Annotated in this window: 22 protein-coding genes; 1 reads left to right on the top strand and 21 read right to left on the bottom strand. The window is 40.1% G+C overall.

The window, feature by feature from the left end:
* Nucleotides 1-538 precede the first annotated feature (538 nt).
* The 18 genes from R7190_RS20540 to R7190_RS20625 all read right to left on the bottom strand — a co-directional run bounded on the left by R7190_RS20540 (nucleotide 539) and on the right by R7190_RS20625 (nucleotide 17,701).
* Nucleotides 539-2,059 carry an LPD25 domain-containing protein gene (locus tag R7190_RS20540; RefSeq protein WP_138058894.1) on the bottom strand — a complete coding sequence of 507 codons (1,521 nt, stop codon included), beginning with the start codon at nucleotides 2,057-2,059 and terminating at the stop codon, nucleotides 539-541.
* A gap of 692 nt (nucleotides 2,060-2,751) precedes the next feature.
* Nucleotides 2,752-3,183: a hypothetical protein gene (locus tag R7190_RS20545; RefSeq protein WP_025636572.1), complete on the bottom strand. Its 432-nt coding sequence runs from the start codon at nucleotides 3,181-3,183 to the stop codon at nucleotides 2,752-2,754.
* Nucleotides 3,184-3,367: 184 nt separating this feature from the next.
* The gene (locus tag R7190_RS20550; protein WP_254919935.1) at nucleotides 3,368-3,499 is read right to left on the bottom strand and encodes a hypothetical protein; all 132 of its coding nucleotides are present in this window, start codon (nucleotides 3,497-3,499) and stop codon (nucleotides 3,368-3,370) included.
* Nucleotides 3,500-3,587: 88 nt separating this feature from the next.
* Nucleotides 3,588-4,778, bottom strand: coding sequence for a class I SAM-dependent methyltransferase (locus tag R7190_RS20555; RefSeq protein WP_025636575.1), 1,191 nt, complete (start codon nucleotides 4,776-4,778; stop codon nucleotides 3,588-3,590).
* 501 nt (nucleotides 4,779-5,279) lie between these two features.
* Nucleotides 5,280-5,714: a hypothetical protein gene (locus tag R7190_RS20560; RefSeq protein WP_025636763.1), complete on the bottom strand. Its 435-nt coding sequence runs from the start codon at nucleotides 5,712-5,714 to the stop codon at nucleotides 5,280-5,282.
* 26 nt (nucleotides 5,715-5,740) lie between these two features.
* Nucleotides 5,741-6,133, bottom strand: coding sequence for a hypothetical protein (locus R7190_RS20565; RefSeq protein WP_025636765.1), 393 nt, complete (start codon nucleotides 6,131-6,133; stop codon nucleotides 5,741-5,743).
* A 465-nt stretch (nucleotides 6,134-6,598) separates the two neighbouring features.
* On the bottom strand, nucleotides 6,599-6,892 hold the full coding sequence (locus tag R7190_RS20570) for a hypothetical protein (RefSeq protein ID WP_025636768.1): 294 nt from the start codon (nucleotides 6,890-6,892) through the stop codon (nucleotides 6,599-6,601).
* Nucleotides 6,892-7,536 carry a hypothetical protein gene (locus tag R7190_RS20575; protein WP_025636769.1) on the bottom strand — a complete coding sequence of 215 codons (645 nt, stop codon included), beginning with the start codon at nucleotides 7,534-7,536 and terminating at the stop codon, nucleotides 6,892-6,894. Before R7190_RS20575 ends, R7190_RS20570 begins: the two co-directional genes overlap by 1 nt.
* Before the next feature lie 441 nt (nucleotides 7,537-7,977).
* The gene (locus R7190_RS20580; protein ID WP_025636716.1) at nucleotides 7,978-8,673 is read right to left on the bottom strand and encodes a hypothetical protein; all 696 of its coding nucleotides are present in this window, start codon (nucleotides 8,671-8,673) and stop codon (nucleotides 7,978-7,980) included.
* 71 nt (nucleotides 8,674-8,744) lie between these two features.
* Nucleotides 8,745-9,230, bottom strand: coding sequence for a hypothetical protein (locus R7190_RS20585; RefSeq protein ID WP_025636715.1), 486 nt, complete (start codon nucleotides 9,228-9,230; stop codon nucleotides 8,745-8,747).
* Nucleotides 9,231-9,744: 514 nt separating this feature from the next.
* Nucleotides 9,745-10,818, bottom strand: a complete 1,074-nt coding sequence (locus R7190_RS20590) for a hypothetical protein (protein ID WP_025636739.1) — start codon at nucleotides 10,816-10,818, stop codon at nucleotides 9,745-9,747.
* 484 nt (nucleotides 10,819-11,302) lie between these two features.
* Entirely contained in the window at nucleotides 11,303-13,159 is a 1,857-nt protein-coding gene (locus R7190_RS20595) for a DNA cytosine methyltransferase (protein WP_025636632.1), read from the bottom strand.
* Between the two features lie 625 nt (nucleotides 13,160-13,784).
* Nucleotides 13,785-14,366 (bottom strand): DUF2913 family protein, encoded by a 582-nt coding sequence (locus R7190_RS20600; protein ID WP_054574998.1) that lies wholly within the window; start codon nucleotides 14,364-14,366, stop codon nucleotides 13,785-13,787.
* A 299-nt stretch (nucleotides 14,367-14,665) separates the two neighbouring features.
* The gene (locus tag R7190_RS20605) at nucleotides 14,666-14,929 is read right to left on the bottom strand and encodes a hypothetical protein (protein WP_025633930.1); all 264 of its coding nucleotides are present in this window, start codon (nucleotides 14,927-14,929) and stop codon (nucleotides 14,666-14,668) included.
* Nucleotides 14,922-15,095 (bottom strand): hypothetical protein, encoded by a 174-nt coding sequence (locus R7190_RS20610; protein WP_155486753.1) that lies wholly within the window; start codon nucleotides 15,093-15,095, stop codon nucleotides 14,922-14,924. Before R7190_RS20610 ends, R7190_RS20605 begins: the two co-directional genes overlap by 8 nt.
* A 255-nt stretch (nucleotides 15,096-15,350) precedes the next feature.
* Nucleotides 15,351-15,668: a hypothetical protein gene (locus tag R7190_RS20615; protein ID WP_025633931.1), complete on the bottom strand. Its 318-nt coding sequence runs from the start codon at nucleotides 15,666-15,668 to the stop codon at nucleotides 15,351-15,353.
* 18 nt (nucleotides 15,669-15,686) lie between these two features.
* Nucleotides 15,687-16,406: a hypothetical protein gene (locus R7190_RS20620; RefSeq protein ID WP_025633933.1), complete on the bottom strand. Its 720-nt coding sequence runs from the start codon at nucleotides 16,404-16,406 to the stop codon at nucleotides 15,687-15,689.
* Between the two features lie 215 nt (nucleotides 16,407-16,621).
* Nucleotides 16,622-17,701: a hypothetical protein gene (locus R7190_RS20625; RefSeq protein ID WP_025633934.1), complete on the bottom strand. Its 1,080-nt coding sequence runs from the start codon at nucleotides 17,699-17,701 to the stop codon at nucleotides 16,622-16,624.
* Between the two features lie 742 nt (nucleotides 17,702-18,443).
* On the opposite strand from R7190_RS20625, the gene R7190_RS20630 reads away from it, so the two are divergent.
* Nucleotides 18,444-19,454, top strand: coding sequence for a RepB family plasmid replication initiator protein (locus tag R7190_RS20630; protein WP_158083951.1), 1,011 nt, complete (start codon nucleotides 18,444-18,446; stop codon nucleotides 19,452-19,454).
* Nucleotides 19,455-20,575: 1,121 nt separating this feature from the next.
* Here the strand turns inward: R7190_RS20630 and R7190_RS20635 are convergent.
* From R7190_RS20635 to R7190_RS20645, 3 genes are all read right to left on the bottom strand, one after another.
* Nucleotides 20,576-21,340 carry a hypothetical protein gene (locus tag R7190_RS20635; RefSeq protein ID WP_025633937.1) on the bottom strand — a complete coding sequence of 255 codons (765 nt, stop codon included), beginning with the start codon at nucleotides 21,338-21,340 and terminating at the stop codon, nucleotides 20,576-20,578.
* Between the two features lie 116 nt (nucleotides 21,341-21,456).
* The gene (locus tag R7190_RS20640) at nucleotides 21,457-21,798 is read right to left on the bottom strand and encodes a hypothetical protein (protein WP_042776211.1); all 342 of its coding nucleotides are present in this window, start codon (nucleotides 21,796-21,798) and stop codon (nucleotides 21,457-21,459) included.
* Nucleotides 21,795-22,946 carry a DGQHR domain-containing protein gene (locus tag R7190_RS20645; protein ID WP_077202323.1) on the bottom strand — a complete coding sequence of 384 codons (1,152 nt, stop codon included), beginning with the start codon at nucleotides 22,944-22,946 and terminating at the stop codon, nucleotides 21,795-21,797. The genes R7190_RS20640 and R7190_RS20645 overlap by 4 nt, the downstream gene beginning before the upstream one ends.
* Nucleotides 22,947-23,051 lie beyond the last annotated feature (105 nt).

Raw genomic sequence — 23,051 nt, forward strand, 5'->3', positions numbered from 1 at the left:
GCATTCTGCTAGGACGGTGACAACGGGGGTTTGTTGGCAACGACCTAGCGCTGGAGGTCAACAGCCTTGAGCGGCAGCACTTAGTGAGGAACGAACCTTAGCGCTGCAGGGGTAAGTCCGGCGGGTGGGCCTCGGTGGCGACTAGGGGTATCCCCTATTAGTGGAGAGAAATTTTTATGTTTCGATTGTAGTTGATTGGTTTTATGTACACCAGAGAAAAAAAAGCCCCGACAATATTGCCGGGGCTGGTCGCTTGGGGAGCGGTTATTCTGGTGCTGGTTCTCTATATACCAGCAATCTTCCACTAATTGACTTTTGATTGCTCTTTCCCTTATGGGGGACACAGATAGAGTACAAGGAAAAATGTTTAGCCTTCACCACTTCTGTTAGGCATTGGCTTTTAAACCTACGCTCGAGAATGTTCAGGCTGTCTTCTAAAGTATGCGAAAGAGGTTCAGGCTTTCTCTCTACTGCTGACCCACCTAAATTGTAATAATATAATTTCCACATAAAAAACAACCCAAAACCAATACCAAGTCTAATGTACATTCAAGCTAATGTTTGCTTCAAGTTCGAGTGTGAAAATCGTATCTTCATAGCTATAAACCACAGTGTTATTACTAACGATTGGTTCTGACATTAAGAACAACTCTGACATATCGAGAAATGACTGCTTATCTATCTGTTCCTGTGGAAAGCTACCCACCTGTACTGTGATAACCTTAGTAAATCCAATCCATTTCTTTACATCTTCATGTTGCTTTTTCTTATTGGCAATCATAGATTTGATGTAGCTACTTCCTTGCCCTTCCTTCTCTTTTCCACTTTCGACGCTGACGACTTCGGAATGATTAAGCTTGATAGGCTCCTTGTTAGAGTTGTCTTGCTGACCATTACTAGATGGCTCGTTAAGGCATGAGTAATCAGCCAACATACCAATGCATTTGAAGAAGCCATTTACATCCGAACGGTCAGTAAAATGAAAACCTGGGATAGCGCCATCAGATTTAAACTTTGAGTAATACCCATTGTTCTCCTTAGCCACTGAAAGCAACGACTTAAAAACATCAGGGCTTTGTTTTTCTTCGAAGTTCACCACGAAAACTAAATGGCCTTTTTTTGTGTGATGCATCACCTCAATTGGCTTGGCCTTCCCAACAATAGAGTTCTTAAGGTCTACTTCGGATTGATTACTACTGTTTTCTGTTTTCTTGCCAGTAACCTTCTTTTCTGGAATAGCTATTTCTCCATAAGGAACACTTGATTTTTTATCGTTCGTGTTGAGCACTATCTTTCTAATTTCTATACCGCAACGAATGTAATCTTTATTTGTCAGATAAAAGCCTCGTCCCATAGAATACTTTTCTCTGTGCTCTGTACTAAGCTCTTTGTCGGATAGGGCTGCGGTGTCTTGGTGGTTTAGCGCTGCTTTACGCATCTCAGAAAATAGATCTCGGGTGTGCTTTGACCATGCCAGGATGATGGTTCTATTAGTTTGTGTTTCATAATAATCAGTATAAGGGTCTGATCTATCACTCATAGAGGTAAATTTGGCAACGATAACCGCCTGGGCATCTTCAGGGATAGATAAGTTGTCCTGGAAAGCCTCTACCGCTTTCCGATGTTCCATTATGCGCTTTTGCCTTTCTTCGTATGCTTTCTTTTCTTCCTCTTCCTTGCGCTTAGCTTCTTCGGCAATAATAGAGGAATAAAGTGCCTTGTTCTTGCTGTTGTCGATATCTTCTAAATCGACCTTAGTTAGAAAACCAAACTCAAGCAGCTCTTCTCGTGTCAATCGCTCCTTGAATTCTTCTACATACGATTTCAACTTCCCTAGGCGCTCTTTTATACTTTTGTCGCAACCACGACCCAGGCTTAGGTCAATATTGAAAATCGTGCCAGAATCGAAAGTTACCTTAACATCTGTCTTTTCATACCCTAGTTCGCATTTTGCAGCTACTTCATGAGCAAGTTGTTCAAAATCTTCGATAGAGTAATCTTTCTCTTCAAGCATTTTTGATTCAGAAAATAATACAGTAACTGAAATTGGTTTAATCATCGTTGCCCCCAAGCATCGGAAAAATAGATTAAGAATAAGTTGTTCTCTTAACTTAAAAACATTATAACTCACACCCCCAATAAATACCATATTAACACACTATAAATAGTAAAATATACTTAACTTTATTTATTGACTTTGGCCCGAACAAGGGCGTCACAATAGGGCTCGATAGAGGGTCAGCTTTTTAGGCGAAGCCGTTAAGAAAAGCGATACAAATGCTTTTTGCTCGCCGAAGGCGATTCATATGGCCACCAGCATTCTGCTAGGACGGTGACAACGGGGGTTTGTTGGCATCGTACTAGCGCTGGTGGACAACAGCCTTGAGCGGCAGCACTTGGTGAGGAACGAGCCTTAGGGATGCAGGGGTAAGTCCGGCGGGTGGGCCTCGGTGGCGACTAGGGGGAACCCCTATTAGTGGAGAGAAAATTCATCTCAATATCTTGTTCACAGGACAAAAAAAAACTCAGTGCTTAACACTGAGTTTTTTTGAGGGGTTTTGAAGTATCTCTACTACTTTTGGTTCAGATGATGAACCGTTGGTATTGAGGTATATTTCACGTTCTCATCGATTTGACCCACCGCGCTGACCGAGGGAGAAAGTGCTGCTATTAATAAGAAAGCGATAATATTGTTACTCATAAGATTAGCTCCTAGTTGCCGAACGAAATAAAACTTTATACTGGTAATCCTCAAGAAACTTTAGCTCGAGGTCGAAGGCTTAAAATTCTCGTGTAAATAGCATATTTCTGTTTTGCCAAATCTTTAGTAGTAACATGTGAGCTCTTACCTAACTTAGGTTCTGTTTGACTGTCAGTGCCTAGCATTTCTTTTAACACTTCAAGCTCAGCCTCGAGGGTGTCATTTGATGAAATGTATCCAATATAGTTGAATACATCCTGGGAAGAGAAACTTAAGCCATCAGCTTTCTGGTGCTCATGCCGGGAGATATAGCAGCGCTTACCGTTAATGATATCGATATGATAAGCCTCTACAATGCGGTCACCGTATCCATCATCCCAGCCATTATCTTTGTTACGGCCATATAGCCGTGAATGTCTGTAATGAAACTTGAGAAATTGCTTCATTTCTTCAAAAGAAATGAGAATATTATTGTGTCTCATATTGCCCCCAAGCAATTGAATTTATTAACAAGCCATGTAAAGAGTATAACAAAACACGAATTAAAATACCACATTATAACATCTATGTTGTGGTATTTTTTCTATTACTCTGTTCGTCTTTAGTGAATTCCTGGGGTGACATGGCCCTTAAAAAATCTAAGGCCATGGCATTCTCAATTAACCACTAAATTTCTGTGCTGCCTATCCATTGCTCGCCTAGATAGACATCTGCATAATCGTATTCAAACTTAGAGCAGCACTCCTCTAAATCTTCGTAGGTCCAACCATCAGCTGGAGCTGGTACCAACTCCTTCAAGATAAAATTTTCCCCATAGCAATATAGATTAGATGCCTCTAGTCCAGTAATTAAACAGCTCTCGCCTTCTTTAGGTCTTGCTATACATTTAACACTCATTAGATTTACCTTTTGAAATCACTATTTTTACAGTCTTCACTTGTGTACCAGATTCGGAGAAAGTCCCTTCTTTACAACTAGTGACCGATGCGCCCAGCTCCTTCAGCCATTCTTGGAATTCTCTTTGAATTCTACGGGTCCCGTTAACCGCTCCATCACTTGCTATGGTAACTAAGCGGCCACCGATGTCTAAGTGATTGAACATCTTTCTTATATGCTTAATGTCCTGGTGCTTATTGAATGGGGGGTTAGCCAAAATACGGTCGAACTTATTACCCTCAGGGTACTCCATAAAGTCCATACAGTGAGTTGCGTATCTATGATGCTTAAGCATGTCGAAGTTCTGAGGGTTCAGCTCGATAGCAACACCATTATCACTAATTCGAGCCATACGATTTGCACACCTACCATCGCCGCAACTAGGTTCCATCCATCTATGTTCAGGCCTGAGATCTAAGTCAATCATCATTTCATCTGCTAGAGTGTCCGGAGAGAAAAACATTTGGTATTTTTTCTTATCATTGAGCTCTTCTCCTTCGATAAGTTTCTTTTGTATATCAACTACGTTTCTATACTCGAAATGAAATGCACCTTTTTTGTATTTGCCTCCAGCCTTAAGTAATAAGTTCTTTATCGCTTTGTAGTGCTTCAGCTGCTTTTGAGGTAATACTAGTGTGTTGTCTATTGGTAGAAGCAATGACAGTTCATGTTCAATGGAGTGATCATCAGATTGCTCTTTCTCATTAAGTTTGTTGAAAAAGAAATGGTCATGTGCATGCTTGATTACAGTCAAAGTATCCTCACTGATGAAGTGAATGTCTGGGTGGAAACCAAGAGCGTTCAAAAAATTGGCTTTATCAATGATCTTATTGCCTGTTACCTGGCGAGTATCGCACTCATTTCTCTCCAGCCATTGGTAATAGAAAGTGTCTTCTAAGGGTGCCGACATTTTCATATTGTTGATAATGAACAGACTCTTTAAGCAATTGGGCTTTGTATCGCTGTGAACAACTATTGCTCTTGAGGGACGACTAGCACCAAATTTTTTTTTGTATTCCGCTTTACTAGGGGTGTCTAGAAGTACGGAAGAGCCGCAGTCATAAAGCACCTCAACATTTCCTAATGATTGTGAAAGAATGAATGACAGACCATCTTCGTCTATAAATGTTGTAATTTCCATAATGCCCCCAAGCAATATATCTAATTGATTAACTGGTAATAATTATATCTAACCCCATAGACAAATACCATATTTAAACACTAAATAAAGTAAAATATAATTAACTAATCACATTGACTTTGCCCCGGACAAAGGCGTCACAATAGGGCTCGATAGAGGGTCAGCTTTTTAGGCGAAGCCGTTAAGAAAAGCGATACAAATGCTTTTTGCTTGCCGAAGGCGATTCATATGGCCACCAGCATTCTGCTAGGACGGTGACAACGGGGGTTGGTTGGAATCGTACTAGCGCTGGTGGACAACAGCCTTGAGCGGCAGAACTTGGTGAGGGACGAGCCCTAGTGATGCTGGGGTAAGTCCGGCGGGTGGGCCTCGGTGGCGACTAGGGGAACCCCCTATTAGTGGAGAGCAATTTTAAGTTTCTATTTTAGTTCTATGATTTCATTAACACGAGAGACAAAAAAAACCCCGACAATATTGCCGGGGCTGGTCGCTTGGGGAGCGTTAATCCCTGGTAGGTTCTGAGTCTAATGCTTTAACATAAACAGCATCAGCAACACCGTTTTCACACATTGAAGTAGCTGAAAAATTGTCTTTTGTGGTTTGACTGTAAAGTTCACTGTATTGCGAGTTACTGAGCCAGATCAGGCTGTTATCATCGTCCAAACCTAAAAATCCTTTGGTTGGTGAGTAGATACGATAAAAAGAGCTCAGCTCATAGGTTTTAAATACCCTGCTATCTGGTAATGAGAACCAATAGCAGTCCCAATCTAAGTGAATATAGGCTTGCCTCTCTTGACACGGTTGTGAGAAACCTATCACTTTGAAGCCTTGCAGAACTAAGCCATAACCATTAACGACAATGACCTCCTCTCCAGAAGTAAACCTTGATTCGCACAATGGTATTGAAGTTAAGCTATTTTCAATATATTTCAGCATGGATATTCCTCTCTTACTCCTTGAGATTAAGCTATTAAGCCAGTAAACAAATCTTGCTCTAGCTCTTTGGATGAGAACTGAAATCCTTGACTGATATTGAATTCCCGGTCAGCTACCAAATCGACAAAAAAGTCATGAACATTTTCATTTTTACAACACTCTTTAATGTTCTGGGCTGCAATATAGGCTGCATGCTTAGGATTGATAGCACTGACAACGAAAGCTTTGCTCTCTGAAGAGCCAAATCGAACTGAAGTTAAAAACTCCGTATATTGGTCAAACTCATTGCCCCGCAAAACAACTTTAATTTCACTACCCTTTGAAGTCTCAAGTTTTACATAAGAGAATCCATCTTCCAGCACTTCAAGTAGTGCTCCCTTGCAACCTTTAAATGCACCTTCAGTTACGATAATTTTCATAAAGCCCCCAAGCCCTGAATATCAATCAACGATTAAAGCATTTCTGCCCCAATCCATAATAGCCATTATACCAAATAGACTATTAAATACCACATAACAACACTAAATTTAGTTAAATATATTTAACTTTATTTATTGACTTTTGGCCGGACAAAGGCGACACAATAGGGCTCGATAGAGGGTCAGCTTTTTAGGCGAAGCCGTTAGGAAAAGCGATACAAATGCTTTTTGCTCGCCGAAGGCGATTCATATGGCCACCAGCATTCTGCTAGGACGGTGACAACGGGGGTTTGTTGGCATCGTACTAGCGCTGGTGGACAACAGCCTTGAGCGGCAGCACTTGGTGAGGAACGAGCCTTAGGGATGCAGGGGTAAGTCCGGCGGGTGGGCCTCGGTGGCGACTAGGGGGAACCCCTATTAGTGGAGAGCAATTTAGCCACCGAGACGATGGCTAAATTCTATAGGTTAGGACCACTCAAAGATCGGCAATGATCGCTCTTCTCCTGCATCTGAATCTAACTCTACACACTTAAAACCCAATTGGGCTGCTTTCGAAAGAATAAAATTTAGCTCGTCAGAATATTCTTTACGGATATTTAAATCGTGTTGTGTATGCAATTTAATGAAATAGCCCGTATTTCGTTTTGCTACTAATGAAAATTCTTCCTTAGAGATTTCATCAAGGGCAACTACATCTCCTTCCTTTATATGGCCAGTGCTAAGCTCAACTGTTGTATATTGGTTGTTGATATCAAACATTAGCCTTCCCCTTGGTCTAAATTGATGTTCGAGTGTGAACAAATGACCATCCTAAATGCGCCCTTTGTTTTGAGCTCTATTACGTGGGAAAAGACTTCTTTCGCCTCAAAAAACAACTCATCTTTAAAATATCCTTTTTGATACGTACCTCGGAGTGTACGAAACCCATCAAACTCCGGTACTCCCTTAATTCCTCGGTCCGTATTAGAGCGAGCTGAAACAACGACTATGCCGCCCTCTTGACTACAGAGCTTAGCTAGGTTTTTCCAGACCTGTTTTCTGGGTAAAGGGGGCAATACATTGGTGCAATATCCACAATATACAAATGAGTAATGCGCTTTAAGAATGTCTAGATCAGGACAAAATGTGTAATCGTACTCTGCACACATACCTGATAAATCGTATATAGCTTGAGTGTCCTTACTTTCTTGTTCACGCCCTTTCGCATAGTTCAAAGCTGGGGCTGACACTAAATGAGGGAACTGTGAGAGAAACTGTTTTAATGGGGCACTAACAGATTTACGTGCGATTGAAGTTTTTGAGGAGACCTCGAACTCCTTCTTGATCTCTTCAGGTGTTTGATAAAAGGATTCTGATTCAAATTGTTCTGAAACGGGTACTAACTTTAATGCTAAATTTTCCATACTGCCCCCAAGCAATGTATATCATTGATTAACTGTTAATAATTATATCTAACCTCACACATAAATACCATATTAATACACATATGATTGTTAAATATAATTAACTATATTTGTTGACTTTGGCCCGGACAAAGGGGCCACAATGGGGCTCGACAGAGGGAAAGCTTTTTAGGCGAAGTCGTTAAGAAAAGCGATACAAATGCTTTTAGCTCGCCGAAGGCGAATCATATGGCCACCAGAATTCTGCTAGGACGGTGACAACGGGGGTTGGTTGGCAATGTCCTAGCGCTGGTGGACAACAGCCTTGAGCGGCAATACTTGGCGAGGCACGAGGCCTAGCATTGCAAGGGGTAAGTCCGGCGGGTGGGCCTCGGTGGCGACTAGGGGGGACCCCTGTTAGTGGAGAGCGCTTGACTGGCCATAATGACCAGTCAAATTTTTCTACAGTATATATAAATCGTAGTAGCTAGCTTCTTCAGCTGTAAGCTTATACCCAGGCTCTACAGAGTGGGTAGATACGCGATCTTTACTACATTTAATGGCTTTAAGTGTGTTATTGATCTCACTGCAAGCATCAACAACAAACAGATCTGGGATAAAGCCATTCTTAAAAAAGCTTGATTGTTTATTGCGGATCATCTTTAGGAAGACTGTTTCAATTTTAGGTGGTAGCCCGTAAACAAGTGCATGCCTTACAGTCATTAAATTTATGAACTCATGAAGTATTTCGTGGAATGTAAATCGACCTACTTGGTGTTCTGAGGATTCTGTAAAAGCGGTACACTTGTAAATCAGATTGGTAAGGAGATTACATGTAATGTAATCAACCTCTAAAAGTTGGCCTTTGCATTCAGATTTTTTGATTCCTAAATCTTGTACTTGATTGACCCACTCCAGGTAAGGGAGCACCGTATTTAAATCATCCAGTAAGTACCCAAGTTTGGTTTCGAATTCACGTACCTGTTTGTACCAGCATGCTAGCACCTTGTCGGAATTTCCGTATTTGCTCTGAATAGGTTGGGTTCGGATGCTTCTAAGACGTTTGCCTTGAATAGCATTTACGCACTTGAATGCTAGTGTAAGTGCTTTTTTTACTTGTGCCTTCTTTTCTTCGTTGATCTTTATGATTCTGTCCATACTGCCCCCAAGCAACTTTTTATAAAAAAGAGGGCCATTGAGCCCTCTATACACGTTAGATTTACCGATTACTATTCTTGACGGAACGGATCAATTACAAAGCCAAGCGCGTCTAGGGGTTGGCTATTGTATGCAGTAAGTGCTTCGCGACCTAAATCCAGTTCGTATCCAGAGCCAACAAAGTCATCACCTACAAAGCCACAAATAACATTGTTTGAGATACCTTCGATACCTTCCCAAGCTCTCCCGGTCCAATATTGCGATTCGACAATCCAAACACCTTCACGATGAACGCGCACTCTAAAAGCACTTTCACTTCGCTTAAGTTCTTCTTTACTTATATCGATGTTCACATCAGGATTAAATAGGTCACCAGATAGAGCTTTTAAATCTACATACTGGTCTTCTTGTTTAATGAATCGGATTTTCCCTAATCGAACAGCTAGGGCTACTTTGTCTATTTCGCCGTTTCTCTCCGTGGATGTTTCAGTCTTTTCGGGTGTCAGCTGATTAAGTAATGAAATGACTACTTTCTTATCGAATGATGAAATCTTCATATTGCCCCCAAGCAATTGTTTTAAAATAGATAGTTACATAAGCAACTAAGGAAATTATACTAAAATACGCCCTAAAATACCACATTTAAACATTAAATATAGTTAAGTATATTTAACTATATTGGTTGACTTTACCCCGGACAAAGGCGATACAATGGGGCTCGACAGAGGGACAGCTTTTTAGGCGAAGCCGTTAAGAAAAGCGATACAAATGCTTTTAGCTCGCCGAAGGCGATTCATGTGGCCACCAGCTTTCTGCTAGGACGGTGACAACGGGGTTTTGTTGGCATCGTACTAGCGCTGGTGGACAACAGCCTTGAGCGGCAGAACTTGGTGAGGGACGAGCCCTAGTGATGCTGGGGTAAGTCCGGCGGGTGGGCCTCGGTGGCGACTAGGGGTATCCCCTATTAGTGGAGAGAAATTTTCTTGCAAGGTCTCTATTTCTTTTATTGAATTTATACGGACAAAAAAAAGCCCCTGCTTTGTAAGCAAGGGCTTTTCGCTTGGGGAGCGTTTAATCAAATGTTTGAGGATCTAGCTGTTCAAGAAATGGTACTACGTCTCTCTTAAATACCGCCTCAGCATTCACAGTATGAGCGCGAACCCATGCATTATTTCGGGTTGGTGAGAATTTGAAGCTAAACTTTCTTAGTCTTTGGGTAACCTCTTTCGGTGGCCTACCACCTAACCAAATACCAATGCGCCCATCAATAACCCCGTGCTTAATTCCATTTTCTAATTCACCTTCTAATGAGTTTGAATTTCGACTTTCTTCGACTCGCTCTGCTTCGACTAAACGTTGTTTTAATCGTCGGATATTAGCATTTGAGTTTGCTAAGCTAAATCGTCCCCAAGTGTTTACTATTGGATTTGGCTCCAAAAACGTTTTAAGGAGGTTTTGAGGTATACCACGTTCAAGCATCTTGTTTTCAAGTACAGCAGCACTATTATCTGTAAGCTCTCCATTTTCAGACGCTTTATATGCAGCTGGCACTAAACGATTAGCTATTTTCATGTAGCCATGCATTGTTTCCGCTTCACTAATTTTAATTCTTAATTGCTCAACCGGGTTATCTGATGACATTTTGACAACTGAACCATCCCCATCGGGGAACAGTTTCTTTGCAATGGCTTTTAAGGCTCTCTGAGGATAATCTGCATATTGATTAAGCTTATCCCTACTATTCTTATTGGCCTTTTCTGCTTTCGCCACAGGGAATCTCGCTGGCCCTGTTACATGCCATGAGATACATTTGGACTCTGCACTTATGTACTCATCGAAGTAGCGTTTTAACTTTCTTTGAAATTCTTCAAACTCAATTTCAACAATTTCTTCCACTGAACAATTAAACGCCTTCGATGGTGCGCTTTCCGAAGTGGACTTGATCAGCTCATGAAGTGAAATTTTGAATGTCCGTAATGCGTTGCAGTAGTCAACTACTGCTTGAGCGGCGTGACGCTCAGGAAATTGAGATTGGCCATTAAAAGCTCGCTCAATTGATGAAGGATCAAGCTGGCTCTTATATTCAAGCAGATCCTTGTCTTCTCCAATGTATTCCTCGATTTTTTTATTAACTAAATTTTGCATCTGTAGCCCCCAAGCTATCTATGTTTAACAAATGATTTAACGTATTTATTTGATGTGTTAATTATACTAACAACCCCCAATAAATACCATATTAACACACAAATAAATGTTAAATATAATTAACTATTTAGATTGACTCTGGCCTGGACAAAGGGGCCACAATGGGGCTCGACAGAGGGAAAGCTTTTTAGGCGAAGCCGTTAAGAAAAGCGATACAAATGCTTTTAGCTCGCCGAAGGCGAATCATATTGCCACCAGCATTCTGCTAGGACGGTGACAACGGGGGTTTGTTGGCATCGTACTAGCGCTGGTGGACAACAGCCATGAGCGGCAATACTTGGCGAGGAACGAGACTTAGTAATGCAAGGGGTAAGTCCGGCGGGTGGGCCTCGGTGGCGACTAGGGGGAACCCCTGTTAGTGGAGAGAAATTCATAACCTGCAATAAAAAAGAGCTCTATTGCAGGTCGATATTCTATTTAGATTCTATGCCGCCATTCGCTCGTATTGTGTGTTTAACACATTGTTAAGCCACTTACCAACCCATTCACCAACCCAACAAAAGGCCGAGTAAATCACCGACTGGCCCAAACATTCGTGGGCTAGTCCTACGGTCAGATCGCGAACGAACGATTCTGGTATTTGCTTGCACTTGGCATGTTCAACAGTTGTAAATAACCTAGCTAATTTACCATTGCTATGGATTAGAAATGGATCGGTAGATCGACACTTTTGGTATGATTTGGTTATGCACCCTACCTTTGTAGCAGTAGGCTTAAGCCACTGGAGTCGAAAGCCTTTCTTTTGAGCAATGTCTCTCTTTTCCTTTTCCACTAAATATGTATAGGGCTTATAGCTTTCATGAGTTTCAGGTATATCATCGAGTACATCAGCTAAGCAGCTATATTTATAAGTTGTCCTTACCTTTTGGGGCATAAAGTCCTTTAAACCCTCTTTGAAGGAGCTGCAGTATCCAATACCACAAAGCCTCTTTCTATCTTCAAGTGCACCAAACTGAGAACCTGCTAATGTCATATTTATAAAGTTGTACCCAAACACTTTACTAAACGTATCTACGATAACAGCGTATGAGTTTGATTTAGTAAATGAAGTAACATTCTCAAAAACAGAAATAATTGGATTCGTTATCGACTGCCAATGCAAGAAATCGATAAAACACCCGCCTGTATTTTTGTGTGCTTCTGCAAATTTATTTCCGTTCTTAGATCTGCCGCTTATGGAACTCCCTTCGCAAGGCAGCGATCCTGAATTGACTTCCGTTCTAACGCCACCTCTGGACAAATCAACACTCTCCAATCGCATATTTAATCCGTATTGCTCTTCCGGTGCCTCCACAGCCCACACAGGATTATTTTGCAGACATGCATTGAAGTACCTTTCACTCGATTCGACAATTACCTTTACGAAAGTAGAAAGCTTACTCCGCTTAAGTCCATCGGAAATACTTGAGCACAATACCCCTATACCATTAAATATATCTGAAGTGGATAAAGGTATATTCGCTTTGTACTTTGACATAGCTCTCTGAACACGCTCTTTTTGTTTGAGATTCCTCCAAGTCTTTATCACTCTATCGAGACTTAACTTCTTGATAGGTGAAGCCGGAGTTAGTTCAACAGAAGCAGAACCAAGCTCAGCCCCTGTGATATTTTTAGATAAGTAACCATTCAATTCATCATTTTTTACGTAACCCATATTTTTCATAGTATGTGAAAATGCGGCTTCAAGAGGATCTGTCCACTGTGTATCTATAAAAATTGCAGATGGTTGAAGTGTTTTGATGAAGGCAGTCATTAAGTAAAAGTAACAATTAGCCTCTGGCGCACCTTGTAAGCTAATCACTTCAGCCTTGATGCTACTCTTCTTTAGATCAAACAGCTCTATTGGCGAGTTGTATTCCAACTCGTTAGAAAGGAGTACTAAATTAGAATTAAAGCTGAATACGGCATGGTTTAAAGGCTTAAGATTTCTCGTCATATCCTTAAACCTCAGCTCTCTGTCACGAATCTCTTGGACTGAATGCAATTCGACAATTCGGATTTCACCATCTTTGATGTAGGCTTTTACATGGTCTCCGAAAATATCTAAATCAGCGTGCTTTAAGTCAATGACAGGTCGCTCTTTACCGTTTCGTCTTGAGTTGGTCACTTGTCGAGAGCCGAAACGATCAATAACTATTTTAATTTCTTTCTTTGTACGGTCAGACTTAAGCTGAAACTTAGCCCCTCCTTTAAAACCCGCCATTAGTAAATACTGCCCTTCGAAGAATACTCTTAGTTTATTTCTATGGAGAGAAACTTTCTTCTCTAATACCTTTATCATACTGCCCCCAAGCAATTGATCTCACTTGCCTTAACTATGTCATAATTATATAAAAAACAACAAATAGATACCACATTTAAACACTAACCTTTGTGAAATATAATTAACTTATTATCTGGACTTTGGGCCGGACAAAGGCGACACAATAGGGCTCGATAGAGGGTCAGCTTTTTAGGCGAAGCCGTTAAGAAAAGCGTTACAAATGCTTTTTAGCTCGCCGAAGGCGGATCATATGGCCACCAGCATTCTGCTAGGACGGTGACAATGGGGTTTTGTTGGCATCGTACTAGCGCTGGTGGACAACAGCCCATGAGCGGCAATACTTGGCGAGGAACGAGACTTAGTAATGCAGGGGTAAGTCCGGCGGGTGGGCCTCGGTGGCGACTAGGGGGAACCCTGTTAGTGGAGAGCTTTCAAACCCATTAACTCCATTTGTTTGTGAGGAATAAAGTTTCGTTACTAAGCAATAAGTTTGATACTGAGTATTAAAGTTTTATACTTAATGGCAGCCATCAGAGTACGCCGCCATTTCTAAAACGTTTATGTCCAACTTAGAACTAGCTGGTGAAGCCAGTTCATGGAAGATAGAATGAGCGGGCGTTTAAATGATGGCTAGCCAGCTTTTTTAAGCTGGGTGTACTAAGATGTGGGCTTGATGTTTCTCGGTGTTCCACTCTTTCATTTCAGCAAGAAATAGGCCGTGAGCATTAATCGATTCAATTAATTCAGGTGCACGCTCTAGTTGGATAAGCATCGATAACGGGGTGAGTTGATTGTGTTCTTGGTCAAAACCGTGTTCGACTTGTTCCTCTAGCATATAAAGAATCCCAGGCTCCGCTTCACTACCCTCCTCAAACAGTCTTGATTCGATACCCTCTACGTCATAAAGGTGTACGAGTAGGTTATAAAGCTTTTCAGCACCGATGAGTTTTGTATGCTTCGATTGTGAATTAAGTTGATGCAGTTTCATTTCTAGGTTCCCACCTTTTTTTCTTGCTAAGCTGATCATCAGTTTGATGTCTTTTTTGATATTCGATAACGACTTATCGTTGAGCTTTGGCTTAAGGTACTTTATCAGTATGTCATTGCGTGATTTTACTGGAACAAAACGGGAAGATGCGGAAACCTGACACAGCAAATGAAGCAGGGCGTGGGTAATGACGTTGTGAAGGTTGTGGTAGTAGTCAAAGTCTCGTTTGATTTGCATAGCCAAGGTAGCGTTGTGGGTGGATTATAAGAATATTGGGGCTGGGCGTTTTAAATCAACCTTAATAATGAGTTCGGGAGTAGTTTCCCAGACATAGAGTTGTTCATGGATTGCTAATGTTTGATTTTCCGAAAATGATAATTGTCCAGAAACGTATTTGAATGGGACCGCTCAATCTGTGGATGCTCAAGACAACCAGCATGAAACTTTATTCCTCTCCTACACCAATACATCCCAGACCAATTAATAAACCAGGTCATCATATTGCATGATATGGGGCCTATTTTTTTATCTAAGGTTCACCTTTTACGATGAAGCCTTTCGTTGGCCTTTTTGTGCTTTTGATAGCAACCCATCGAATCTGTGCCGCTAAACATAGCCTTCCTGCGTCGTTCGTAAGCACTACTAGGATTTGAGTTACCTTTCTTCTCTTTTCGTTGTTCACTTGATAGAAACCTGTTAAGTGCTTCATCAAATGAAGATGTATCACTCTTAAATGCCCATCTCACTGCTAACAAAAAACCTGCAACCAATAATGTGCCTAGAAGTACTTTCTCACTCATTTGGTGACTCTTCTGTTGAGCTCTTACTATCTGTTGTCAACGTTCCAATTAACTCATCATCAACTGGACATTCATTGCATCGGTTCAGACACTGTTCTTTAACAGGGACTGACACACTACAAAGTTCATCATTGCTCTGTTCTATAAGTGTTTCAAGACGACTCATTATTTCCTTCCTATAGTTAGGCATTAAGCGATTGTGATTATAGAAAATTCATCCATTTCCTAAATTTACTGAGACAAAAGGTCATGACAGTTTGAGCAAACACCTTGCTGTTTTTCTCTATCCACTTTTAGCCAATAACATGCCTGGGAGTTCTCAAAACATGCATTATTATCACTACACCCGCAGCCAATGCAGACAGCTTCTTTAGGCTCAGGTCGAATATTATAAATAGATAAATCTACCATGCTTTCCCCTTTAATCATTTGTCTTAACGAAAGGGTCGGGACAATCATCTAAATCAACAAAGTGTCTGTCTGCGATTTCTTCTATCTTCGGATACTCTTCTATGAGATCGAAAACCGACCTACCTTTGAGGTCATAGTCGAACTGAATTCCAGCTCTGAACCAATAATCGATCTGTCTATTCAAGCAGTTCTTTGCTGTAGATTTAGTTGGCTTTTTAAGTAGTTCCTCTAAATCTTCAGAGTCAACATAACCACCCGTCATGTCTTCAGCACAGCCAACTTTTTTAAACAAATACTCCCAGTCGGCGTACAATTCTTCGTATGTCATTGGTGAATCTTCTCCTGGTTAAATAGACTTCATGTTCTTGCGTCGTTTAATTGCATCAACCTCACGATTGTAAGCCTCTAAAGGCTCAAGTAAATGAGCATATAGCTTTTCATTTTTGATGTACTCATCATGATTTATTAGTGCCTTAAGTTGTGCTACGGACTCTTTAATTGGCACTCGTACTACCCAAGAGTCTGTTTCAAAAGAGAATTGCCATGCTCTTTTAAAATAATTTTCGAAAGCGTTTAGAGCCTTACTTCTCATAGTCCAAACATTACGCCTTCTTAATGCGTGATCACTCTCTAAATAGTGATTAGCAATATTATCGTTAATGTCTATCTCCCAACTCTCAGGATCTAAAACAGAACTAGTAAAGTGAGCGACCGTCACCCATAGGCACAGCTGTTCTCGTGTAAAAGTATCCGGATTGGAATTAAGCGAATCTAATACCTCAATAGCATATTTTTTCGCTTGTTTATTGATGTTTGCTAACTCTTGAGCCTTACGTTTTTCGATACGGGCTTTCTTCTCTTTAATTTTGGTAAACTTTTCTTTTGCTTTACTCAAAGCCTTTGCTGCGACTTTCATCGCTTCAATTTCTTCGAGTTCAAACAAGTCTCTAGAGAATGGGTCTTCGACTACTTCTTTTAGAAGTCCATTTGATAGCTTTGTTAGAGCTGTTTGCTTTTTGCGGGTACGTTCGGATGTCCAGTGCTTTGTGAAGTCTAAATCTGACAAAATGTTTCCCTCTGAGTGCTGATTTATTAATTAGTGTCAAACGTTAAATCAAGTCGAAGTGTTTCTGATTAACTTCTATACCCATGCCTAGTTTCTATCCAGTACATACAGCTAAAATCTAGCGCTATGACCTTGTAAGTGCGACAGGGAGCAAAGGGAATCCGAGTTAATGTGTTTAGTTAGTGGAAGCATTAATCGGAATCCCCGAAAATCAACTAAAGCACGTTCGAAAATGCAGATGTATATTGAAACTCATAACCCATATCTTCGAGTTTCCATAGTAAGTCTCTATAAAACCCCCTTAGAGTGTCCAGAAGCTCATATAGAGCTGACGATCCTTTATATTTATAGTCCTTGTCCGTATCTACAGCTAAACGATGACAAAGAGTGGATAAACCATCTAAAGAACTCAGAATGTAACCGGTATTAACTAGTTCAAGTGCACTGCTTATAGTTTGTCGAGTAGATTCTGACTGAGAGCTTGCTTTATACATTGTCGCCAGCTCATCAAAGTACTGCTTACCATCCCAATACTTAACAGCTATTTCTTCTAAAGAGATTGGTTTAAATTGGCAAAATACATCAAGCATTGAACACGCCTTTAGAGCTTCAACCTTCTTGAGTGTATCTTCTAAGCCGCATTCCAAGGTTAATGGAGCGAGTAATGAAAGGTACTTTCCATCTTTTGAAAGTGAGACCTCATCCAGACTTAAATCGTCTAGCGCACCAATTATCGCACTTTGGTTTTCTTTTGGAACATCAGATATATCAAGTTGAACGAGGGTATGATCGTCTTGGTTGATAACATGAGCCTTAGATTGGTGAGACTGCACTTTCTCTAAAGTGAAGATATCCTGGGTTATGGGCAGTTGGATTAACAGATGTGTGTCTGATTTTGGTAACTCGCTAACTTTCAAACACCCATAAATGATATCCAATTGTTGTCGAGCGGATATTAATTTAAGTTCAGTAGCATGAAAGAGCAAAATTGAAAACCTGGCAACCGAGAACTTGTCTAAGCACTTATTTCCACTTTCATACCATGATACCAAGAAGTTCGTTATGTTTAGAATGAACTTGGCACGTGATTCTGGTTTTCCTATAGCTGATATAGCTACATCCAATTCCTTCTTAAATGATCCCATCTTAGCCTGGAACTTTAGGCCAGGCTCAATATCAAGTTCATCTACCATTTGAATTGCGCTGTTAATCACCTTATTCATACAGCCATAAGAGACTAGTAAATTTTTAGCGTAGTTTAGTTCTTCTCTACTTACAAAAGATCTTCTTTTCATTTTAGCCCCCAAGCTATTACATATATTTCAACGGGATAGAACCGTTAATTCCCCATTAGTATAACAGTAAATACCATATTATAACAGTTGTTTGTGTATGATTTTTTAACTTTCTTTGTTTATATGACATGATGGTTCTGGAGAGCCTCGGAAGATTAAACCCATTGTGTTCGTGCGTATGATCCTTAAACCAAATGGTTAATTAAATGAATGATCTAAAGATCGTCATTGAAAATTTAGGGCAAATGCAAGCTGAGAGCGCCTCTATGCTTATGATTGGACACAACCCGGTATATGTGTCTAAATAGAGCAAATTAGCTCATATAGCTCTACTGAGTGGCTTTTTGAGTTAACATGCAAAAAAAGAACTATTACTACTTCTTTGTTCTCCAAGATCGTCCCTTTACCCTTCTAACTGATTAATTTCTAGACACTATTTAATAATAATATTTTTATTGATCTTATTAAGATCTTTTTTAAGATCTTATTAGGGTGTTGATAACTTATCTATGTTTTTATAATTCAAGTAGTTAGGAATTCGTTTAAGATCATCTAGGACGAAACACTATTACATTTAGGAAGATTTGAAGATCGCTTAGGACGACTTACCGTGCCATCTAGGACGCTTTCGGTTGTGGATAAGTCTGTATAAGTATGTATAAGGTTGGTTTGCTTACTTACTGGCACATTTAAGCCTACAATGTTACATTTGGTACAATTTCTTATTGTGTGTATCAGTATCATGACCGAGAACAACAGCAAAAACGATCTTACTGTTAGACAAGCGAACGCTTTAACAACGGCAGCTTATAGCCTTACTCGTTATGAGAAGCGGCTTGTATACATGTGCCTCAAGCGGATTAATCAGGAAAACCCTACTCCCGAACATTTAAAAACAATGGAATATGGTCAGTATCCGATCACTATTTCTAACAAAGAGTTCATCGAATACTTCGAGATAGATGATGAGTCGAAGAAAAACCTATCAAGAGACATACAACGCGCAGCACAATCTTTACATGAGAAAAGTGTGGTTATCTATCTTCCTGATGAAGACAGCAAAGATGGTGAAAAAGCTTATGATGCTATCCACTGGACCACTAAACAGAGCTATCGTCCTAAACGAGGACATGTAGTGCTGTATTTGAATGCTGAGTTGATTAGTATCATTAACCAAACCACATCAAACTATACACAGCTGCTGATAGGTGAAGCAGGAAACTTATCTTCCGTTTATACCATGAGGCTTTATGAGGCTATCAATCAGTGGAAGAATTTAAGAAATAACCTAATTCTAGATGTTGATTGGATGCGCTCTAGGTGGCAACTGCCCTCTTCGTATGACAGAACTGCGGTTCTTAAGAAACGTTGGCTTAACCCAGCAATTGAAGAACTTAATAAGTTGCACATTTTCAAAAGTCTTTCCTACGAGGATGTTCGAAAAGGTACCAAGACTGTCGCATTTAAGTTTACCTGGGAGCTTTCTAAAAAGGCCCCAAGTAAACTATCCCTTGCAAGGTCAGCAATCAAAGCTATCAATGCCAACCTTCAACCAAAGCAGAGTGAAATGGTCGCATTGACTGAGCAGATTGGAGAACTATTGCTGAATGGTGAAGATATATCCCCTGCTGTCCTAAGCGCTATTAAGAAGTTTGGTGAAGAGTCAAAAGATGCTAAAGGTACATCAATGAAGAAATCAGATGACGTCATTGATGTAACCGACTATGAAATAGTCACAGATGATGAAGATTAGCTTCAACTAGCACACCAAAGAAGTAAATTTCCATCCAACTAGCACATTCAACAATCAAGTGTGCTAGTTCTGCCTCAAAATACCGTCCTAAGTGTCACCTTTACCAGATATTGCTGGTGGCTAAACCTCTCAATAACTGTGATCCAACTCCCTAATTGTTGTTTTTTATCCGTGATTGAAGTTGTTTTGTGGGTGATGAAGACCCAATTCCTTCTTTATAACCTGCTTTTTTGCTTCCTTTGAATGAAAACCCTGTAAATGAAGGTTAAGCTAATTTTTCAGAACTCCTTCTAACGTATTGAATTATAAGGATAGTATCTATTGCTTCTAGTTGGAGGGGTGACACTTAGGACGAAAGTAAGGGATCAATGAATATGCAATGCGTTTTTTTCTCTATTTTCGTCCTAGGTGTCACTGTTCTATGGCGATGTTTTAATCGGATTTTTTATAAGTATATGTATTTTAATTGTTTTTCTGTGTCAAGAGCGTGAGGGGTGACATTTAGGACGGTTTTAAAATGATACTTTAAGAAGCAACAATGTGTGTCCAGTACTCTATAGAATAAAGCTCAAACTTAATGATTATAACTGACTGAAAATAAAAGATATTTTATTTGTGCCTTAGGCTGATATAAAAAGCTACACACTGGAGTCATACTTTCTCTACGTTCGATATACAGTAAAGAGTGATAGGTGACATCTAGGACGAAAACATTCGTAGGGGTAAAATGGTTTAGCCCAGTTGGGAATTTAAGAAAAGCTAGTTACTATAGATATCATTGAATATATTTAAAGCATTGAAAATAAAGATAAAAATCTCTTCTCTGTGACATCTAGGACGTAAAGCCTACTTGAGTATAAGAAAGTAGAAAAGCATATCAATGAGTTAAATATATGCGGTGGCACTAGATAGAAAACTTTCGTCCTAGATGTCACACTTAGATAGAGGTGTTCTTCTATCTTATTGATTTACTATGGTCCAATAGTGTCTGGGGTGACATTTAGGACGAAAACTAACGCTTTAAGAAAACGTCCTTGATGTACCACTTGTATATTAAGACCTGGTACACCAAGGAAGGTTTGTTTGAGAGGCCCAGAAAAGCTTTTACAAACTCAAGCTATCTAGTAATAGTAGGTCTTCCCGGATGGAGGTCGAGTGCTTGTGGTACCACCATTTACAGTTTTGTATCTGGAACCGGAAGGTTTGTTGTAATGTGCCCACCCTCTATACCTTACTCTCCATGGATCATCTGCACCCATTGTGTAGTATCCCATGTCAGCAAACGCAGCACGAGTTAAGCTTACTCTACAGCTAGGTGTAGCAGTTGATGTCACTGGCCCGGAAATTTCAAATAAACCAGCATTAGCGATTTCATCAGTGAGATTGTATATTTTACTATGATCAGTGATGGCTATTTTTGTGATCCCTTTGGTTTCCAGGTTATATGTTACAAGGAAATCAATGTTCGACGAGTTAGGCCAATATGAACCATAAGATGAGCTAAAGTACCCACTTGCTTTGCTGTCCATTGCGCTTTTAGCTCTTTTTGGAGAAAAACATGCTCCCCTTGCGACATTCACAGAAGCACATCCACAGTTAATAGTAATATCTACTGCCTCATCTTCATCCTCTCCAGGTTTGGGGATCTCAAAGTCCCCTACTGGATCATCTGGGACGGTTGGGAGCTCAACGATTGTTTCGTCAGAGATGTTTCTGGAGCCTAAAGTATCATCCAAGCCAACTGCACTTGTTTGGTTCATGTGTGAAGGAACCTTAATAACTTTATTGTAGCTCCCTGCATTGTGTGGTGCTTTGATTGAAGCAATTACAGAGGGGGCGGAAACCGCTAAAGCAATCCCCACTGTAATGAGATTAATGTTATTCATTGCAATCTACCATTGTCATTTATGGATAAAAAGCAATATAGGCCTTGAGCGAATTACAATCAACTTTAGTTTTCGAACTAAGGAAATTGGTTCACGGTTTCTTTTAAGGGTTGTACTCAACTTTCACCATAATTTGATTTGTTGGTGAAGGCGATACGGTACCGACAGTAGTGCTCTGCAAACTCGAAATCATCTTCATCAAAGATTGTGCTTTCGTTACACCATAACTTTTTATGTTCGTCACGTATCCTTACCGATTCAATGTGAATTTCAAATTTACATTGGACATCATTTAAGTAAGCAGATATGTGCTTTCCTAACAGTGGTTCTATGCTGTATATGTTGTACTCATTAACACCTTCCTTAATTGCTCGAGATAGACCCATTCTCGCCATTGTCATCGCATTAGGGCATCGATGTGCTTTCAGGTCTAAGTCATTACTCTCTGGTGACTTCATACTTCTTCTCCCACTGAGGGTAGTTCTAGTTCTTTACAAATAGCAGTAGCACAGCTTCTCTCTGAGCTGCGGATCATTCTGTATTTAATACTTCCATTTCTTGAAATAGATTTCTGTACTACATTATTCTCTAGCCAAAAGTCATGTGTAATATCTTTCACAGGCAATCGAACTATCCCATCTAGTACTGACCAATCAATGGGGGCTTTATGCATTCGAGACAAATGCTCTTCAAAGATAGATCGAATTACTATCGCAGTCCCTTTCCAAAATATACTTTTCGTGTACATAACATTTGGCCCTGAGTCTGAAAGAAACCTCATAGGTATAAGAGAAAAAAACTTGGTGAGGAATGGAGTTGTTAAGCGAATTATTTCAGCTTCGGTATCGCTTGAACCTTCAAGCAATTTGTTCATTTTTACAGGAGTTGTACCTAATGCGGTACAAATGAAATCGCCTAACTGCTTCAAGTCCATTAACTGGGATTTCTTGGGTTTTCCTGTGGTACTTATAAACCGCTTTAGTGAATGACCATCAACTAATACATTATCGAGTATCTGGTCCCTAATTAATCTGGAAAAGCTTTGCGAGCTGTCAAAGAATAAGTTTTGTGCTGATGTTGGTTTACGAAGGTGTAAGTGGTAGTCAGAAAATACCTGTCTAATCTTTTGAGTGACTGGCTCTAAGGTGTCCGTGTTTGTAACAATGAATTTAACTCCCAGCGTATGGTACTGAGTAGGACTAGCATTCGTAACTCTGTCCTTAAACAAATTCAAACGGTTCTGACCATCACATACAAGACGGTCAGATGAACTTTCTAATGTGGCTGTGACGACTTCTTTGTTACCAATAGATATTTCCTCATGGAGTTTTAATGAAGAAACAAAGACAGTAATGCTAGGGAGTACTGTATCCTCCCTATTGTCGAAATACTTAATCAAACCTTGTGCACGACCTTTCTCAAGGTCTCTCTGTCTTTTTTGATACTCATTTAAACTATCTGAGCTCTCTTCTTCAGTGAAGTTCTCAGCAAATTCTTTGCCTGTTATTACCCCCTCAAATACAGAAATGCCATTCGTGCAAATACCCTCGTTAGCTCTGAAGAGTACTAATTGAAGGTCTTGTTCAGAATAAATTGGTGTGTACATGTCTTGACCCGATGACTAAAAGAATAGAAGTAAAATACCATATAAATACACCTCCTTCAATATATGTGCACAAAAAAGTGCACTAAGTATATTTAAGTCTATAAA

This window comes from Vibrio sp. 1078-1 (genome assembly GCF_033340475.1).

What these genes read in the sequence shown, in the direction of transcription:
- R7190_RS20540 (WP_138058894.1), bottom strand. Translation starts at nt 2,059, where the DNA reads ATGATTAAACCAATTTCAGTTACTGTATTATTTTCTGAATCAAAAATG.
- R7190_RS20545 (WP_025636572.1), bottom strand. Translation starts at nt 3,183, where the DNA reads ATGAGACACAATAATATTCTCATTTCTTTTGAAGAAATGAAGCAATTT.
- R7190_RS20555 (WP_025636575.1), bottom strand. Translation starts at nt 4,778, where the DNA reads ATGGAAATTACAACATTTATAGACGAAGATGGTCTGTCATTCATTCTT.
- R7190_RS20560 (WP_025636763.1), bottom strand. Translation starts at nt 5,714, where the DNA reads ATGCTGAAATATATTGAAAATAGCTTAACTTCAATACCATTGTGCGAA.
- R7190_RS20565 (WP_025636765.1), bottom strand. Translation starts at nt 6,133, where the DNA reads ATGAAAATTATCGTAACTGAAGGTGCATTTAAAGGTTGCAAGGGAGCA.
- R7190_RS20570 (WP_025636768.1), bottom strand. Translation starts at nt 6,892, where the DNA reads ATGTTTGATATCAACAACCAATATACAACAGTTGAGCTTAGCACTGGC.
- R7190_RS20575 (WP_025636769.1), bottom strand. Translation starts at nt 7,536, where the DNA reads ATGGAAAATTTAGCATTAAAGTTAGTACCCGTTTCAGAACAATTTGAA.
- R7190_RS20580 (WP_025636716.1), bottom strand. Translation starts at nt 8,673, where the DNA reads ATGGACAGAATCATAAAGATCAACGAAGAAAAGAAGGCACAAGTAAAA.
- R7190_RS20585 (WP_025636715.1), bottom strand. Translation starts at nt 9,230, where the DNA reads ATGAAGATTTCATCATTCGATAAGAAAGTAGTCATTTCATTACTTAAT.
- R7190_RS20590 (WP_025636739.1), bottom strand. Translation starts at nt 10,818, where the DNA reads ATGCAAAATTTAGTTAATAAAAAAATCGAGGAATACATTGGAGAAGAC.
- R7190_RS20595 (WP_025636632.1), bottom strand. Translation starts at nt 13,159, where the DNA reads ATGATAAAGGTATTAGAGAAGAAAGTTTCTCTCCATAGAAATAAACTA.
- R7190_RS20600 (WP_054574998.1), bottom strand. Translation starts at nt 14,366, where the DNA reads ATGCAAATCAAACGAGACTTTGACTACTACCACAACCTTCACAACGTC.
- R7190_RS20605 (WP_025633930.1), bottom strand. Translation starts at nt 14,929, where the DNA reads ATGAGTGAGAAAGTACTTCTAGGCACATTATTGGTTGCAGGTTTTTTG.
- R7190_RS20610 (WP_155486753.1), bottom strand. Translation starts at nt 15,095, where the DNA reads ATGAGTCGTCTTGAAACACTTATAGAACAGAGCAATGATGAACTTTGT.
- R7190_RS20615 (WP_025633931.1), bottom strand. Translation starts at nt 15,668, where the DNA reads ATGACATACGAAGAATTGTACGCCGACTGGGAGTATTTGTTTAAAAAA.
- R7190_RS20625 (WP_025633934.1), bottom strand. Translation starts at nt 17,701, where the DNA reads ATGAAAAGAAGATCTTTTGTAAGTAGAGAAGAACTAAACTACGCTAAA.
- R7190_RS20630 (WP_158083951.1), top strand. Translation starts at nt 18,444, where the DNA reads ATGACCGAGAACAACAGCAAAAACGATCTTACTGTTAGACAAGCGAAC.
- R7190_RS20635 (WP_025633937.1), bottom strand. Translation starts at nt 21,340, where the DNA reads ATGAATAACATTAATCTCATTACAGTGGGGATTGCTTTAGCGGTTTCC.
- R7190_RS20640 (WP_042776211.1), bottom strand. Translation starts at nt 21,798, where the DNA reads ATGAAGTCACCAGAGAGTAATGACTTAGACCTGAAAGCACATCGATGC.
- R7190_RS20645 (WP_077202323.1), bottom strand. Translation starts at nt 22,946, where the DNA reads ATGTACACACCAATTTATTCTGAACAAGACCTTCAATTAGTACTCTTC.